General features: G+C 33.8%; 12 protein-coding genes and 1 other annotated feature. Of the genes, 1 reads left to right on the forward strand and 11 read right to left on the reverse strand.

Going from position 1 to position 15,017, the window contains the following annotated elements:
• Window positions 1-112: 112 nt before the first annotated feature.
• From pepF to C4Q29_RS02945, 5 genes are all read right to left on the reverse strand, one after another.
• A complete protein-coding gene (gene pepF, locus C4Q29_RS02925) occupies window positions 113-1,915 on the reverse strand; it encodes an oligoendopeptidase F (protein ID WP_200813106.1) in 1,803 nt (600 codons plus the stop codon).
• A gap of 3 nt (window positions 1,916-1,918) precedes the next feature.
• Window positions 1,919-2,536, reverse strand: a complete 618-nt coding sequence (locus tag C4Q29_RS06450) for a sugar O-acetyltransferase (protein ID WP_200813107.1) — start codon at window positions 2,534-2,536, stop codon at window positions 1,919-1,921.
• Between the two features lie 57 nt (window positions 2,537-2,593).
• Window positions 2,594-3,316: an amino acid ABC transporter ATP-binding protein gene (locus tag C4Q29_RS02935; protein ID WP_103981339.1), complete on the reverse strand. Its 723-nt coding sequence runs from the start codon at window positions 3,314-3,316 to the stop codon at window positions 2,594-2,596.
• An 8-nt stretch (window positions 3,317-3,324) separates the two neighbouring features.
• Complete coding sequence (locus C4Q29_RS02940; protein ID WP_234994019.1) at window positions 3,325-4,878, reverse strand: ABC transporter substrate-binding protein/permease; 1,554 nt, start codon at window positions 4,876-4,878, stop codon at window positions 3,325-3,327.
• A 48-nt stretch (window positions 4,879-4,926) separates the two neighbouring features.
• Window positions 4,927-5,162: a binding site (T-box leader), on the reverse strand.
• 33 nt (window positions 5,163-5,195) lie between these two features.
• A complete protein-coding gene (locus C4Q29_RS02945; protein WP_103981341.1) occupies window positions 5,196-6,179 on the reverse strand; it encodes a hypothetical protein in 984 nt (327 codons plus the stop codon).
• 113 nt (window positions 6,180-6,292) lie between these two features.
• Here C4Q29_RS02945 and C4Q29_RS02950 point away from each other — a divergent pair, with 113 nt between their 5' ends.
• Complete coding sequence (locus tag C4Q29_RS02950) at window positions 6,293-7,198, forward strand: YihY/virulence factor BrkB family protein (protein WP_103981342.1); 906 nt, start codon at window positions 6,293-6,295, stop codon at window positions 7,196-7,198.
• Between the two features lie 57 nt (window positions 7,199-7,255).
• On the opposite strand, the gene C4Q29_RS02955 is transcribed toward C4Q29_RS02950, so the two are convergent.
• The 6 genes from C4Q29_RS02955 to C4Q29_RS02980 form a co-directional block, all read right to left on the reverse strand.
• Window positions 7,256-8,503, reverse strand: a complete 1,248-nt coding sequence (locus C4Q29_RS02955; protein ID WP_103981343.1) for an ABC transporter permease — start codon at window positions 8,501-8,503, stop codon at window positions 7,256-7,258.
• A 1-nt stretch (window position 8,504) separates the two neighbouring features.
• Complete coding sequence (locus C4Q29_RS02960; protein ID WP_103981344.1) at window positions 8,505-9,404, reverse strand: ABC transporter ATP-binding protein; 900 nt, start codon at window positions 9,402-9,404, stop codon at window positions 8,505-8,507.
• A gap of 503 nt (window positions 9,405-9,907) precedes the next feature.
• Window positions 9,908-10,546 (reverse strand): ComF family protein, encoded by a 639-nt coding sequence (locus C4Q29_RS02965; protein WP_103981345.1) that lies wholly within the window; start codon window positions 10,544-10,546, stop codon window positions 9,908-9,910.
• Window positions 10,547-10,554: 8 nt separating this feature from the next.
• Window positions 10,555-12,750: an SF1B family DNA helicase RecD2 gene (gene recD2, locus C4Q29_RS02970; protein ID WP_103981346.1), complete on the reverse strand. Its 2,196-nt coding sequence runs from the start codon at window positions 12,748-12,750 to the stop codon at window positions 10,555-10,557.
• Between the two features lies 1 nt (window position 12,751).
• Window positions 12,752-14,026 carry a UDP-N-acetylglucosamine 1-carboxyvinyltransferase gene (gene murA, locus C4Q29_RS02975; protein WP_103981347.1) on the reverse strand — a complete coding sequence of 425 codons (1,275 nt, stop codon included), beginning with the start codon at window positions 14,024-14,026 and terminating at the stop codon, window positions 12,752-12,754.
• A gap of 256 nt (window positions 14,027-14,282) precedes the next feature.
• Entirely contained in the window at window positions 14,283-14,966 is a 684-nt protein-coding gene (locus C4Q29_RS02980; protein WP_103981348.1) for a rhodanese-like domain-containing protein, read from the reverse strand.
• Window positions 14,967-15,017 lie beyond the last annotated feature (51 nt).

The raw sequence follows: 15,017 nt of genomic DNA on the forward strand, positions 1-15,017 counted from the left end.
CGACCTATATCATATAAAAAACCTACAATCCGGAATCCAGATTGTAGGGTTTAACTAACAAATAAGCTTTTATCTCTGTTTTTCAGAGGTCAGCTGATCAATTATTTAATTTTTATATTTCTCCCAACTCTTTAGAAATTTCTTCAATCTGATTGATCAAAGAACCTATATAAGTTACTGTATCTTTTAATGGTTGGTCTGTTGAAACATCAACTCTTGCGGCCTTTGCTAATTGTTCTGGGCTTTGAGTTCCGCCCATTTTTAGTACTTCTTTCCATTGGTCTGCTGCAGCTCTTCCTTCACTTCTAATTTTTTTAGAAACTTGGGTTCCTATTGTCAATCCAGCAGAATATGTGTATGGATAAAGTCCCATATAGTAGTGTGGTTGTCTCATCCAGGTTAGTTCTGCACCTTCATCTAAGACTACTGCATCTCCCCAGAATTTTTCTAGGCTTTCCTTAAATATCTTATTCAATATTTTTGCATTTAGGTCTGTACCTTGGTCAACCAGCTTATATACTTCTCTTTGATAATAAGCTTCCAACAAGTGGGTCACAAAGTTGTGGTAATAGGTTTTAGCTACCATTTGTGATAGGACCCATCTCTTCATTCTTAAGTCATTGTTTTTATCAGCAATGTTTAACAAGTGGTTTTCTACAATCAATTCATTTGTAGTAGATGGAGCTTCTACAAAGTACATTGAAGGATCTGAATTTAATATTGATTGGTTTTCATGGGTTAATTGGAAGTGGCCAGCATGACCTAGTTCGTGGGCTAGGGTCATCACGTCTGACATGATTCCATTGAAGGTCATCAGTATGAATGATGGTGTACCATAAGGTGAGGATGCAAAGGCCCCTGTTGATTTTCCATCATTGTTGGCATAGTCTATCCACCTATTTTCAAAGGCTTCTTCCATGATAGCTATATAATCTTCACCCATAACTTGTAAACCTTCAAGTACATAGTTTTTAGCCTGGTCAAAGCTAATTTCTGCAGAATAATTTGGGTCAACTTCAATTTTCAAATCTGAATATCTAATCTCATCTAAATTATGAATTCTTTTCAAAATGCCAGCATACTTTCTCATATGTGGAGCTAGGTCTTCCATGATGACATCCATTTGTCTGTTGTAGAGGTCCCTGCTTACCTTTTGTCTATCTAACAAGTAGTCTATTACTGATTCATAGCCTCTCATTTTTGAAAGAGTTTTTTCCTTTTGAACTTGAGCATTGTAAGTTGAAGCTGTTGTATGTTGGTATTTACCTATAGTCTTAGAGAATGTTTCAAAAGCTTTTCTTCTTACTTTTGTATCTTGGTCGTATTCGTAAGCACCTTCAAAACTGTTATAGGATAACTTATAGTCTTTTCCATCTACATTGAAATCTGGGAATTGGATATCTAAAGATTTAGTATCATTGTATAACCTATATGGAAATGATAGGGTTGAAGATAAGGAAGTCAAGGCTTCTTCTACATCTTTAGAAAGTAACCTGTCTTTTTTATCTAACAATTCTTCAATATATACCTTATAATCCTTAATTTCTTTAGCTTTTTCTAGAGTTTCATTATCAAGGTCTAAAAGTTCATTTTCATAAAAGGCTAATTTTGCCCCATATTGGCTTCCTATAGCTACAAGGTCATAATATCTTTCAACAGCTTTTTCATCAAAGGCATTGGCTTGTACAGGCAAGGAAGCGTAAGCACCAAGTTTTGACCCATACTCATTTACCTTTATAAAATCTTTAAGAGACTTATCTAAAACTTCAAAATCTTTGATTTTCCCCTTGTAAGATTCAACAAAATTATCTATAGATTCCTTATAAGCTTCTAAATCTTTTTTGTAGTACTCTTCATTTTTATATATCAAGGACAAGTCCCAAGTTTCCTTTATATTTACATCTTCTCTTTTCATCTCTTACTCCATATCTTTAGTTCTTTCCAAATATAAATCATATTGGTCTTGCCAATATTTTTCATCTTCCTTAGTAATTTCTCTTAATACCTTGCAAGGATTCCCAACCGCAACGACATTTTCCGGTATATCCTTTGTAACTACAGATCCAGAACCTATCACCGTCCCCGACCCTATGGTCACTCCAGGATTTATAACTACACTGCCTCCTATCCAGACATCATCACCAATAGTCACAGGTGCTGCCAATTCAACTTCTGTAGCTCTAATCACCTTATCTATAGGATGAATGGCTGTGTAGATATTGACATTGGGTCCAATAAATACATTGTCTCCAAAAACCACCTTGGCCTCATCCAAAATAATGAGACCTGTGTTGGCATAAAAATTTTCGCCGAAATATAAATTTTCTACATGGTCACAGTAGAAATAAGGAGTCAGCACCATGGTATCACTAGCCTTGCCAAAAATTTTCTTTAATCTTTCAAAGGCACTAGTATCTTTCCAGGATTCAGATTCATTAAATTCTTTACAGGCTTTTCTAGCTTGATTAAAGGTCGAATTTTCAACCTTAAAAGGATGATACATTTGACCTAAGTCTCTTAATTCTCTTTCTTTCATAGATACTCCTTAAATTTATATTTACAACTATTGTAACACACATAGTCTACTTCAGTTTTATAACTTCAAGAATTCTCTAGTCCTCTTTTCCTTAGGGTTTGTAAACATAGTTTCAGGATCCAAGTTTTCAAGAATCTTTCCTTGGTCCATAAAAATTACCCTGTCCGAAACTTCTCTAGCAAAGTCCATTTCATGGGTTACAACAATCATGGTAAATCCTAACTGAGCTAATTTCTTCATAGTAGCCAAAACTTCCCCTACCATTTCAGGGTCTAGGGCTGATGTAGGTTCATCAAATAGTATGATTTTTGGCTCCATAGAGATTGCCCTAGCTATAGCAACCCTCTGCTTTTGCCCACCTGATAACTGGTGAGGCTTAGCATTTTTATAGGCATCCATTCCTACTAAGCCTAGGTAGTATAAGGCTTTTTCTTCTGCTTCTTTTTTACTTCTATTTAATACCTTGGTCTGACCTATACAGGTGTTATCTAAAACATTAAGGTTGTTAAATAGGTTGAAATTTTGAAAAACCATTCCCAAGTTTTTTCTATGGTCATTTTCTTCTATATCTTCATGAAGAATGTCTCTTCCTTGAAAAATTATTTGTCCGGAATCAGGTGTTTCCAATAGGTTTATACACCTTAGAAGGGTAGATTTACCTGATCCAGATGAACCAATTATAGTGATAACTTGTCCCTCTTCTACAGAAAAATCTACACCCTTTAATATTTCATTATTTCCAAATGATTTATGCAAATCTTTAATTTCTAATATAGGCATATCTCCTCCTAATTTCCACTAGAAAGCACATCATGGTCTATCTTCACATACGAAGAATCACCTTCTAGTTTTTTCTCTAATAATCTCAATAGGCTTGTTATACTCAAGGTCAATATCAAATATATGGCTGAAGCAATAAAGTAGGTTTGGAAAAACCTAAAATTTGCACCGGCTATAGATTTAGTTATGAAGAATAATTCATTAACTGAAATAACATTCAACACTGAAGTATCCTTGATATTTACAATAAATTCATTACCCACATTTGGAATAATATTCTTAAATACCTGAGGTAAGATTATATAAACCATTGTTTGTCTATGGTTCATGCCCAAAGCCTTAGCTGCTTCAACTTGCCCCTTGTCTATGGCATTGATTCCTGCCCTTACCACTTCGGCCATATAGGCTGCAGTATTTATCGAAACTATGATAAAGGCTGAAGCCATAGGTGATGTGTTTATATCAAAGAATAGCTGCAAACCATAATAGAATAACACAGCCTGCACCATCATAGGTGTACCTCTAATAACTTGAACATATATATTTGTAAGTATCTTCAATATGTTTAATAAGAAGTTAAGAATTTTGTTTTTAGCCTTTGGAGCAGTCCTGATTACAGCTACTATAAAGCCTATAAATAGACCGGCCATGGTACCTACTAGGGATAGTAAAACTGTTAAAAGGGTTCCCCTTAAAAACATTTTCCAATTAGATGAAAATATCGACCATACTGTTTCTTGATTGTCAGCAGCTTCTTGGATTTTTATCATTTGATCCATTATTTCTTGTTTATCTTGGCTAGAAATTTCTTCTAAAATTTCATTTATTGGGTCAAGATAGCTTGATCCCTTATTTAATCCAATAGCTATTGAAGTGTCTTCTGGATTTGTTTCAAATCCTTCTTCTAATTCAACCATCTTAAAGGCTGGATTTGCTAGTTCAGCAGCCATACCTTCAGGCCTTTCCGCCACATAAGCATCTATCTTACCACTTTCTATAGCCACCCTCATAGATGAGAAGTCAGACATTGGTTCTGAATGGATTACTTCTGGTATTTGGTCTATTACACTATCATGGAAGGTATTTAACTGTCCAACCACCCTAGCTCCAGAAAAATCTGCTAAGCTTTCTGCATTAGCATATTTACTGTCATTTCTAGTAACAAGTACTAATTTGGATTCATAATAGGATTGTGTGAAATCTAAGACTTCTTCTCTTTCCTTGGTAGGACTCATCCCAGCTATAATAGCATCTATCTTATTTGATTGAACGGCAGGTAAAAGTCCATCCCATTCGATTTTAACTACTACTAACTTCTTTCCCAATTTATCAGCCACCATTTTGGCTATTTGCACATCATAGCCATTGGCATATTCTTGCGAACCCTGTACAGGCACTGCTCCGTTACCACCATTGGTTTGGGTCCAGTTAAATGGCGCATAAGAAACTTCCATTCCTACCCTAAATTCATCCCTATTATCTTCAGCACCAATCTCCCCTAGAGGAAAGATTGAAAAAATAAGAATGAAAGACAAAATAAAAATTAATACTCTATTTTTCATCATTTCTCCTTAAAAATTTGTATTAAAAAACCCTAAGTCTAGTCTTAGACTTAGGGCGAATTTCTCCACGTTACCACCTAAATTTATGTACATCTCACAATATACACCTTAGCAAGTACTATCATACTTCTTTGCTGTAACGTGCAAACCACGTCCTTCCATCATTTACAATCCGAAAGGCTGCTCCAAGGCTTTATTCACTAAAACTTTTATTGTCTATTCTCAGCTACTAGACTCTCTGTTAATAAAAGGGCTTTAGCTACTCTTCTTATCATAGCATTTTAATTAATATATAATAATAAAATAAAAAAGTCAATTTATTTGTATTCATTATGCCAATCTATAAGTATAGTTCTTAATTGGTTTAAGATATTTGAATCAGAATACTTGCCCTGAATCATGTAAACATATCCTTCATCATCAAGTATTATCCCATTTTCTAAGATAAAGTTATATTTTACAATAGATTCTACCCCGATAAATTCTTGCTTAGTTAAGCCTTCTAAACCTTTCTTTGATCTTGCATTTTCAAGCATGATATTTAAGGTCCTTGGATATAAGTAAGAATCAGTTTCTTGATCTTTAGATATAAGTAAAGTAAGGATTTTCTTTATATCATCAAGCTTCATCTCGTTTTTTTCACTGATTTTTATCCCATATCTTTTATTGGCAAGTGTCTTCCAATCTTCACTTGTAGTCTTATTTATCTTATCAACTATAGCTCGGATGTCAGCATTTTTACCATTTTTTATAGACCTACTTATAGCCTCATACAAGGAAATCTTTTCTCCAACAAAGTCTTTGTCGTTTTTATCCTTGTATTCTTCAGTATTGATAGTCATATTATCATCTATCTTATTTTCTTTTTTTAAGTCCTCTACAAGCATGGAAGCAATGAATATATTGTGGTTATTCATGGCTATATCCTTGTCAGCTTCATAGACATAATACCTATCTTTAGATGGATTGAAATACATTACATTTATGTTCTCTTTAGTCAACTTATTATTTTCAATATAATTATCTATCCTATTTGTAAGGTCTGTCTTATAGTTGGAAAGAATATTTTCTACCTTTTGATATTTTTCATCAAGGCTTAGATTTTCTTCTTGAATAGTTTCAGCTTCACTCGGCTTGTGTGCACGTTTATATAACTTAGAAAAGGCAAAATATACTACCACTATAAATAATAAGGCTAGAAGAATTAAGACAAATTTATTGGTTCCTTGCCTTCTTTTAGGTCTTCTTCGCCTTCTATTATTCACTTTTCTTGACTTTTTATTTCTTCTATCTTCTCTCATTTTAACCTCAGTAAAATTATACCATAATCGTTATTTATAATATATTTTCCTCGCTTTATTCTTCATTTCTTTTATAGTATAATACAGAAGAATATTAATTTTTAGGAGTTTTAATGAAAAAAATCGAATCCTTTGTAAGATATTTTATTAATAAAATAAATTCAAATGAAGCAGAATTTGCCTCTGCTTTTTTAGCCTTTTATATCTTACTATCATTTATACCAATTTTAGTTTTTACCTCAAATTTAATAGTTAATGTAGTGCCAAATTTCAATGATTATGTCTACCAATCAGTAGCAAGGCTACCAAATGATGTGAAGAATATATTTGTTCCTATACTAGACAATATATTTAATGGAGTATCCTCTTCACTTTCCATCATCTCTATTTTATCAGCCATGTGGCTGGGATCTAGAGGTTTCCAAGGTTTGATAAAATCTCTAAATAAAATTTTAGAAGTTGATAGCAAATCAAAAATACCTTTTTATGATAAGATTTTTTCAGTACTTTTAACTATAGGTTTTATGATAGCCCTAGCTTCACTCTTACTATTTTCCGTATTTAATGAAAAAATAATGGGAATGATTGAAAGTTTCACAGATAATTTTGAACTTTTAGATGATCTAGCCGGAGTATTTTTAGGTTGGGTAACTAGGCTAACACCTTTTATAATAGCAGCTGTGCTACTATTTTTCCTATACGGTCTAGCACCTTCCTTCAGCAAGGAAAATAGACCATCTATAAAGTCTATATTACTAGGATCTATAGTGGGTACCTTGGGAATATATTTAGTCACCTTCTTTTACAAGTTTTCTAACGATGTTTTACAAAGGTCCCCTTCAATCTATGGGTCCTTGGGTTCCATCCTGGTAACCTTGATTTGGCTTTTAGCTGTATGTAATATCATGATTTATGGGGCAGCATTCATAAAAACCTATGATGATATAGTTTATAAGAAAAAGACTATATACGACCTAGAACCTGAAACAAAACTATTTTTTGATAAGGATAAGAAATAAAATAAGGACTGTATCAAGCTTAAAAACTTTGATACAGTCCTCTTTTTTATCTATTAATTAATCATTCTTCTTTAATGCTTTAAAAATATTCATCTTGTTTCCATAATTTAAGGTACCACTTCTGTAAATCTTTGTTGCAGCAAAGGCTACTACAATTGTTGAAACTAACAATATAGCAAAGCTTATCAATACCTCAACAGTTGGTACAGATATCATTTGATACCTTGCAAACATAGCCAGAGGCGATGTAAATGGTACAAATGAAGCTATTTTTAATATAGGTGAATTAGGCGTAGACATGGTAAACATAGTCACCATAAAGGCAATTACTACCATCATAGTAACTGGAGTCATAGCTTGGTTCATTTCATCAAGTCTTGATACCATTGATCCAAGGGCTGCAAATATCAAGTAATAGAAGGTTACACCTACTATAGTAAAGCCTAAAAATACTAAGATGTCTGCAGATGAAACTTCTGCTAAAACTGACTTAATTATTTCTTGGGCCATTGGATTGTTTTTGACATTTACTAGATATCCTAAACCAGCACCCAAGGCTATAGCCAATATATTTATAATGGATGCTACAAGTCCTGACATTACCTTACCCCAAATCATGGCTGAAGGTTTTACACTAGTTACTAATAGTTCCATAGTCCTATTGTCTTTTTCCTTAGCAACAGATGTCGCAATGGATTGCCCTCTTGCAAGTATCAAGAAATATAGGAAGAATACCATTATGTAAGATAAAACATATCCTACAAAAGGATTTGTTCCTAGTGATTGAATACCTGCATTAACTTCTACCTGATCAATATTTCTTAGATTATCAGCACTTATATCTAAATCTCTAATTGCTATATTGTAACGGTAGTTATCTTCCAAGATACTTTTTATTTCTAAATCTTCTGAATCATAAAATGAAGCCTGGGCTAAATATACTACAGCTTCAGTATTGCTTAGTAAGCTAACTCCCTTTTCAACTTCCTCAGATTTAACCTTGTTGGCAAGCTCTGATTCATCTTTTACTTCTACAAAGTCAAAGATTTCAGCTAAGGCATCCTTTACAGATGGATCTACCTGACCATTTATGAGTAAAGCGATTTTTTCTTTTTCTTGAATCAAACTTGATTCACTCGGATTGTTTACATCTGCTTCTCCTGTTTCACTTTTTCCAGCCATTAATCTTGGTACAAAACTTGCACCAAATAATATCAAGGCTGTTAAAAGAACAGTAATGTAAAATGATTTTTGTTTAAGTGTTTGACTTAATTCAAACTTAAATACAGTCCAAAATTGTTTCATCCTATAACTCCTTCTTGTCTAAGTCTATAAATATCTTTTCTAATGAAGGTCTATAAGGTTGGAATGACTCAATTACAAATCCCTTATCCATTATCCTTGATAAAAGTTCATTTGTAGCTAAATCTTTATCAGCTTCAATTAAAAGCTGATGTTTAAATACTTCAACATTATTTATACCATCTATACCTGATAGAGATTCTAGGTCTTCATTATCAGTCTTTAGCAAGTATTTGCCTTCACCCATTTCTTCTTTTACCTTGTTTAAGTTGTCTGATAATAAAATGTGTCCTTTTTTAATAAAAGTAATATCATCACAAAATTCTTCTACAAGATTCATTTGGTGGGATGAAAATAAAACAATCCTGTCCTTGTTTATATATTCTACAATTATATCTTTTAGTACTTGAGCATTTACAGGGTCCAAGCCTGAAAATGGCTCATCAAAAATAATGATATCTGGATCATTAATTACAGATTGTAAAATTTGAACCTTTTGTTGGTTACCCTTAGATAGGGTTTCCATTTTTTTATTGGCATAAGATTCTAACTCTAATCTTTCTAAACCTGCCATGGCTCTTTCTTTGGCTTCATCTTTAGTCATGCCCTTTAGTTCACCAAAATATACCAACTGGTCTAGAAGCTTTATTTTTTGGTACATACCCCTTTCTTCTGGCAAGTATCCAATTTTATACTTGTTTCTGTCTAGGGGTTGACCATCTATTAAAAACTCTCCACTATCAGCCTTAAAAACATCCATTAAAGACCTGATAGTTGTAGTTTTACCGGCACCATTCCTACCCAAAAATCCCATGGCTCTTCCACTTTCTACAGTGAAAGTTACATCATGAAGGATTTGAGTCTTATCAAATGTTTTATTAACATTTTTTATTTCTAGTCTCATAATTACTCCTTGTTAGTTAAAACTCTGATATATTTATCATATCATAAAATATTGGTGGTACATAGTTTTTCTGGGGTGGGGTTGGCGGATTAAAGGCTTTTAGTAGTTTAGTGGTTTCTTCATCACTTTTAGATCTGACTGATGATGAGGATTTAAGATTTTCTCACACTGTCATGAATTCCAATCCCCACTTTTCATGTCTATTTGGCAGTTTTCTCTGCCTGTCATGATTTCCAATTATCACTTTTCATGTCTATTTGACAACTTCTTCTGCCTGTCATGATTTACAGGGTCAGGATTTCATGCGTATTCCAACGTTTTTCTCTCCTGTCATGAAACACCTAACCTATTTTTCATGTGGATTCTGGTACTTAAAATCCTTACATGAATTCCGACTTTTAAGACGCACACCATCCTAAATCTCCCCCATTCTTTCATAATCCCCAAACAAAAATCACAAAAAACTTCCCCAAGTGGAGTTAATCCAACTTAAGGAAGTTAATTCATTCTTCATCTTCTTCACCAAGCCTGCTAGATGCCAAGGCTAGGAAAATCAAATCACAATTATATTCTTCTTTAACTAGCTTTCCAATAGAAGAAAAAGTTGAGCCAGTTGTTACTAGGTCGTCTACTATAAGAATTGTTTTATTTTCAAGATCCAATCCTAGTCTTACTCTGTAAGCTCCCTGTAAATTAGTTTTTCTTTCCTCTTTATCTAACTTGTTTTGATGTTTGGTTGACTTTATTTTATCCGCAAGGTTCACAAGTTTCTTATCGAACTTTAATGCCAATAAATCAGCTAAAAGCTTAGACTGGTTATAGCCCCTATCATATTCATCCTTTTTATACATGGATATGTAGGAAATATAGTCAAAGTCTATATCCTCTGCTAATATGAATTCATACAAAATCTCGACAAAGGTCTTGGCCAAGTAGGTAGAGCTTTCATATTTAAACTTTTTAATCTTGTCTTTTATAAAGTTATTATAAAACAAGGGATATAAGCAAAGCCCTTCTTTAAGGTCTCTGCTTGCACTTACAAACTTTAGTCTTTCCTTGCAGTCATTACATATAAATGTGTCAGTCTTATTTTCTAAACACATGTGGCAATAATCTTTTGAATAAAAAAGATATTTTAACATTTTCACCTCTAAATATTATATTTTTTTAGGTGATGGTCCAATGTTGAATTTCTTTTTCTCTCGTTTGTGTTGCCTATCATTCTTCTCATTATATCTAGGGAACCCACTAAAACAACTACGCTTTTCCCCCTGGTGATTCCTGTGTATAAAATATTTCTAGTAAGTAGCATGTAAGGCGTGCTAGCCATTGGTATAACTACTATTGGAAACTCAGATCCCTGGGACTTATGAATGGTTGTGCAATAGGCATGGGTGATTTCATCAGCTTCTTTGTAGGTGTATTTGGCAGTCCTTCCATCATAGTCTATTTCTAGATTTCTAGTTGCTGGATAAACATTTTTAATGTATCCAATATCTCCATTGAAGACACCTTTGACTGAATCAAAGATACCACCCTTCAGCTCTATTTCATAGTTGTTTTTGGTTTGCATGACCTTGTCGCCGTCTCTGAAGGTCTTCTCTCTCATTTTAAATTCTAGCTTGTTGAACTCTGGAGGATTCAACTCCCTTTGTAGTCTCTCATTTATACTCTCAACCCCACAAAGACCTCTTCTCGAAGGAGTCAAAACCTGGATGTCCTCTGTCGGATGAAGATTATAATGGTCCGGCAATCTTTTAGAAACTAAGTCAACTAAAGTCTCTAAAGTTTCACTATCATTTCTTGTTTGTAAAAAGAAGAAATCCTTATTTGCTTCATTCAAAATAGGCTGCTTGCCCTGGTTGATTAAATGGGCATTTTTGGTAATATTTGATCCCTCTCCCTGCCTAAAAATTGTATCCAACTTTATAGTAGGAATGACTCCCGAATCAATCATATCATTTAAGACATTACCAGGTCCTACTGATGGCAACTGGTCTGCATCACCTACAAATATCAACATGGCATCTTTTTTTATAGCCTTGAGTAAATTATTCATAAGGTAGATGTCAACCATGGAAACTTCATCAACAATTACCAAGTCTGCATCTAGAGGGTTTTCTTCATTGAAGTCTAAAAGTAATTCTTCTGAGAAAGACTTGTAACCTAAAAGTCTATGAATGGTGGAAGATTCTTGTCCAGTTGATTCTTCCATTCTTTTGGCCGCTCTTCCTGTTGGAGCACATAGGGTAAATTTTAACCTAAGGTTTTTAGCAATCATTATGATGGCTTTTATAATGGTTGTCTTACCTGTACCCGGCCCACCAGTTATAATCATGAGTTTTTCTTCTAAGGCAGTCTTTATGGCTTTTTTCTGACTTTCAGAATATTCTATCCCTTCCAATTTTTCCACATTTTCAATTTCATAGTCTAGGTCAAAACCGTCAAATTTTTTTGTTGAGTTTAATAGGGAAAGTAAATTTTGGCTAATGGATAATTCTGTATCATAAACCATTCTTAAATAAATAATCTGTCTACCATCTAGTTCATTTATTTTAACCCTGTTGTTAAAAACTAAGAATGAGTTTTGTTCATCAACTTGCTTAGGATCTACATTTAGAGTTTTTGCTGCTTGAGTTAAAAAATCATCATAATATAAGAAGCAGTCTCCGTCCTTGGCTTCTGCTTGAGCAAGTACGAATATTATTCCAGCCCTTATCCTAAATTCGGAATCATGGCCGATACCTATTACCTTAGCCATTTTATCAGCCGTATTAAAACCTAAACCTCGAATATCATCTATAAGTTGGTAAGGATTTTCTTCAATAACTTCCCTAGTTTTTTCCTTATATTTTGCATATATATCGGAACTAAGCTTTGGCCCAAGTTCAAACTTTTGTAAGTAAAGAGCACTTTGTCTGGAAGATTGGGCAGCTTCAAAAGACTCTATTATTTTCTTCAATGTGGCCTTACCTATACCCGGGATTTCTAAAAGCTTTTCAGGATTATCACTCATTATATCCAAGGTATCTTCAGCGAACCTATCTACAATTTGCTTGGCTCTTTTTGGCCCAATATTAGAAATTATGCCTGAACTCAAGTACTTCTCAATTTGAGATACAGAGCTAGGCATAATCTTCTCATAAGTCTTCAATTGTATTTGTTCTCCATAATCTTTATGGAAAACAAGATCACCAGATACAGACAAGATATCACCCTTATTTAAATCTAAAATTTTACCGACTACTGTCACATAGCCGTCTTCTGTATCTAAAGTAAATACAGTATATAAATTTTCTTGATTTCTATAAATGATATCTTCGACTGTACCCTTGGTTTCTATCATTCTATTCCTCTACTTTTATTATCTCTAAGTCTGCTCCTAGGTCCTTAAATTTCTTTTCAAAATCGTAGTAACCCCTATAAATGTGGTAGGTATCATGCACCCTGGTTTCACCTTCAGCAACTAGTCCTGCAAGTATACATGACGCTCCAGCTCTTAAGTCTGTGGCTCTCACATCTGTGCCAACTAGTTTATCTACACCCTTTATCCTTGCTTCATTACCATCTGTAACAATCAAGGCTCTCATTTTTTGCAATTCAGCTACATGCATAAATCTATTTTCAAAAACAGTTTCTTTTACTACTGAATCCCCTTCACTTATTGTTAAAAGGGTCATAAATTGTGATTGAACATCAGTAGGTAAACCTGGATAAGGTAGGGTTTTGATATTCATAGCCTTTGGCTTATCTGCACCTATAACTCTGATTTGATCTTCATCTTCGTTGATTTCAACTTCAGCACCGTTTTCTCTCAACTTAGCAATAATAGGTATCAAGTGAGCTGCAACAACATCTTTTACTAAAACATCGCCCTTGGTCATTGCTGCAGCTACCATGTATGTAGCAGCTTCTATCCTATCAGGCATAACTGTGTGGCTTCCTCCAGTTAACTCCTTTACTCCAACTACTTCAATAGTTTTTGTTCCTGCCCCCCTTATCTTAGCACCCAATTTATTTAAAAAGTTAGCTAAATCTGTAATTTCAGGCTCTTGGGCAGCATTATCTATAGTGGTTGTACCTTCTGCTAAAACTGCAGCCATCATGATATTTTCAGTAGCTCCTACAGATGGGAAGTCTAGATAGATTGGAGCACCCTTTAATCCACCTGAACCATCTACATCTATAGCATCTATTCCTATATGAACCTTAGCACCTAAGGATTCAAAACCTTTTAAATGTAGGTCAACAGGTCTAGAACCTATAGAGCATCCGCCTGGCATGTAGGTAATAGACTTGCCAAATCTTGATAGCAATGGACCAGTCACAACAAATGAAGCTCTCATCTTATTCATAAGCTCAATTGGTGTAATGTAGTCTGTGATATTATCATTTTTAATTTTAACTGTAGTATCATCTATTCTTTCTACTTTTGATCCTAGATATTGAAGCACATCTAGCATAACATTCACATCTTTTAATGGAGGAAGGTTTGATATGGTTACTTCTTCCTTGGTTAGTAAAGTAGCAGCCAACAATTTAAGTCCAGAGTTTTTCGCTCCAGAAATTGTAACTTCTCCCTTTAATGGTCCATTCGGTCTCACCCTAATATATTCTCTCATTTATAAATCTCCTAAATAATCTCTAGTAATATTCACCTAATATGTAAGGTAAAGAGCAGTCATCGAGATGTGACTACCCCTTATAATCATACCACAAATGACTCTAGGATTCATTAGTGTAATGAAAATTAATATTTTCACAGACATGTTTATGTAATAATCTCAAAACTATTTAAGAATGCTAAATTTCCAGTTAATAAACTTTTTATAGCAAGAAAAAAAGTGGAATGATTTCTCACTCCACTTTCACAATCTATTATTGAGCTTGATAGTCTGAAACTAAGCCAGCATTAAATTGTACTGGTACATTTAATGCTTTGTATAAGAATAATGCAATTTCTTGGTTTTGTGCTGGGTCTGAACCTAACACAACAATTACATCTTCATTAGTAAATTTATCAGCAAAAGTTTCTGCCCATTTTGCTAATCCTTCTTGGTCTTCTTGTAATTTCTCATATTCAGCAAATGGTACATTTATAGCATTTTCAATACCTGATGCTGCAACTTCTTCAGCTGTTCTACTATCAACAATTTTTGCCTCTGGTACTTTTGCTAATAAGTCTGCAACTAATTTTGTATCTAGTGGTAAGGCTTGTTTTCTACCTTCCATTGTTGCTTCTGCAACTTCTATAGGATCTGAAATTTCTTTAGCACCTTCTAATACAAAACTATATTTGTGGCCTTGTCTATATTCAGTTTGGTTTCCAGCCTTTAATGTTGCAATTTTTGCTTCTGCACCTTCAGCTGTAGCGTAAACTGTATCACCTTTTACAGCTATAGCTGTAACTTCAAGGTTTTCAGATTTTGTTTCACCTTCAGCTTGTGTTTCATTTTTACTTTCTGCTTTAGTTTCAGTTTGTGTTTCTTTATTTGATGTTGAACATGCAACTAATGAAAATACTAAAACTAAGGCTAATAATAATGTTAATATTCTTTTCATATTATTCCTCCATTTTTGCAATATTATCAATTATACTCTTTATTTGTGAAA

The sequence above is a fragment of the Helcococcus massiliensis genome (assembly GCF_900258485.1).
GTDB lineage: Bacteria > Bacillota > Clostridia > Tissierellales > Peptoniphilaceae > Helcococcus > Helcococcus massiliensis.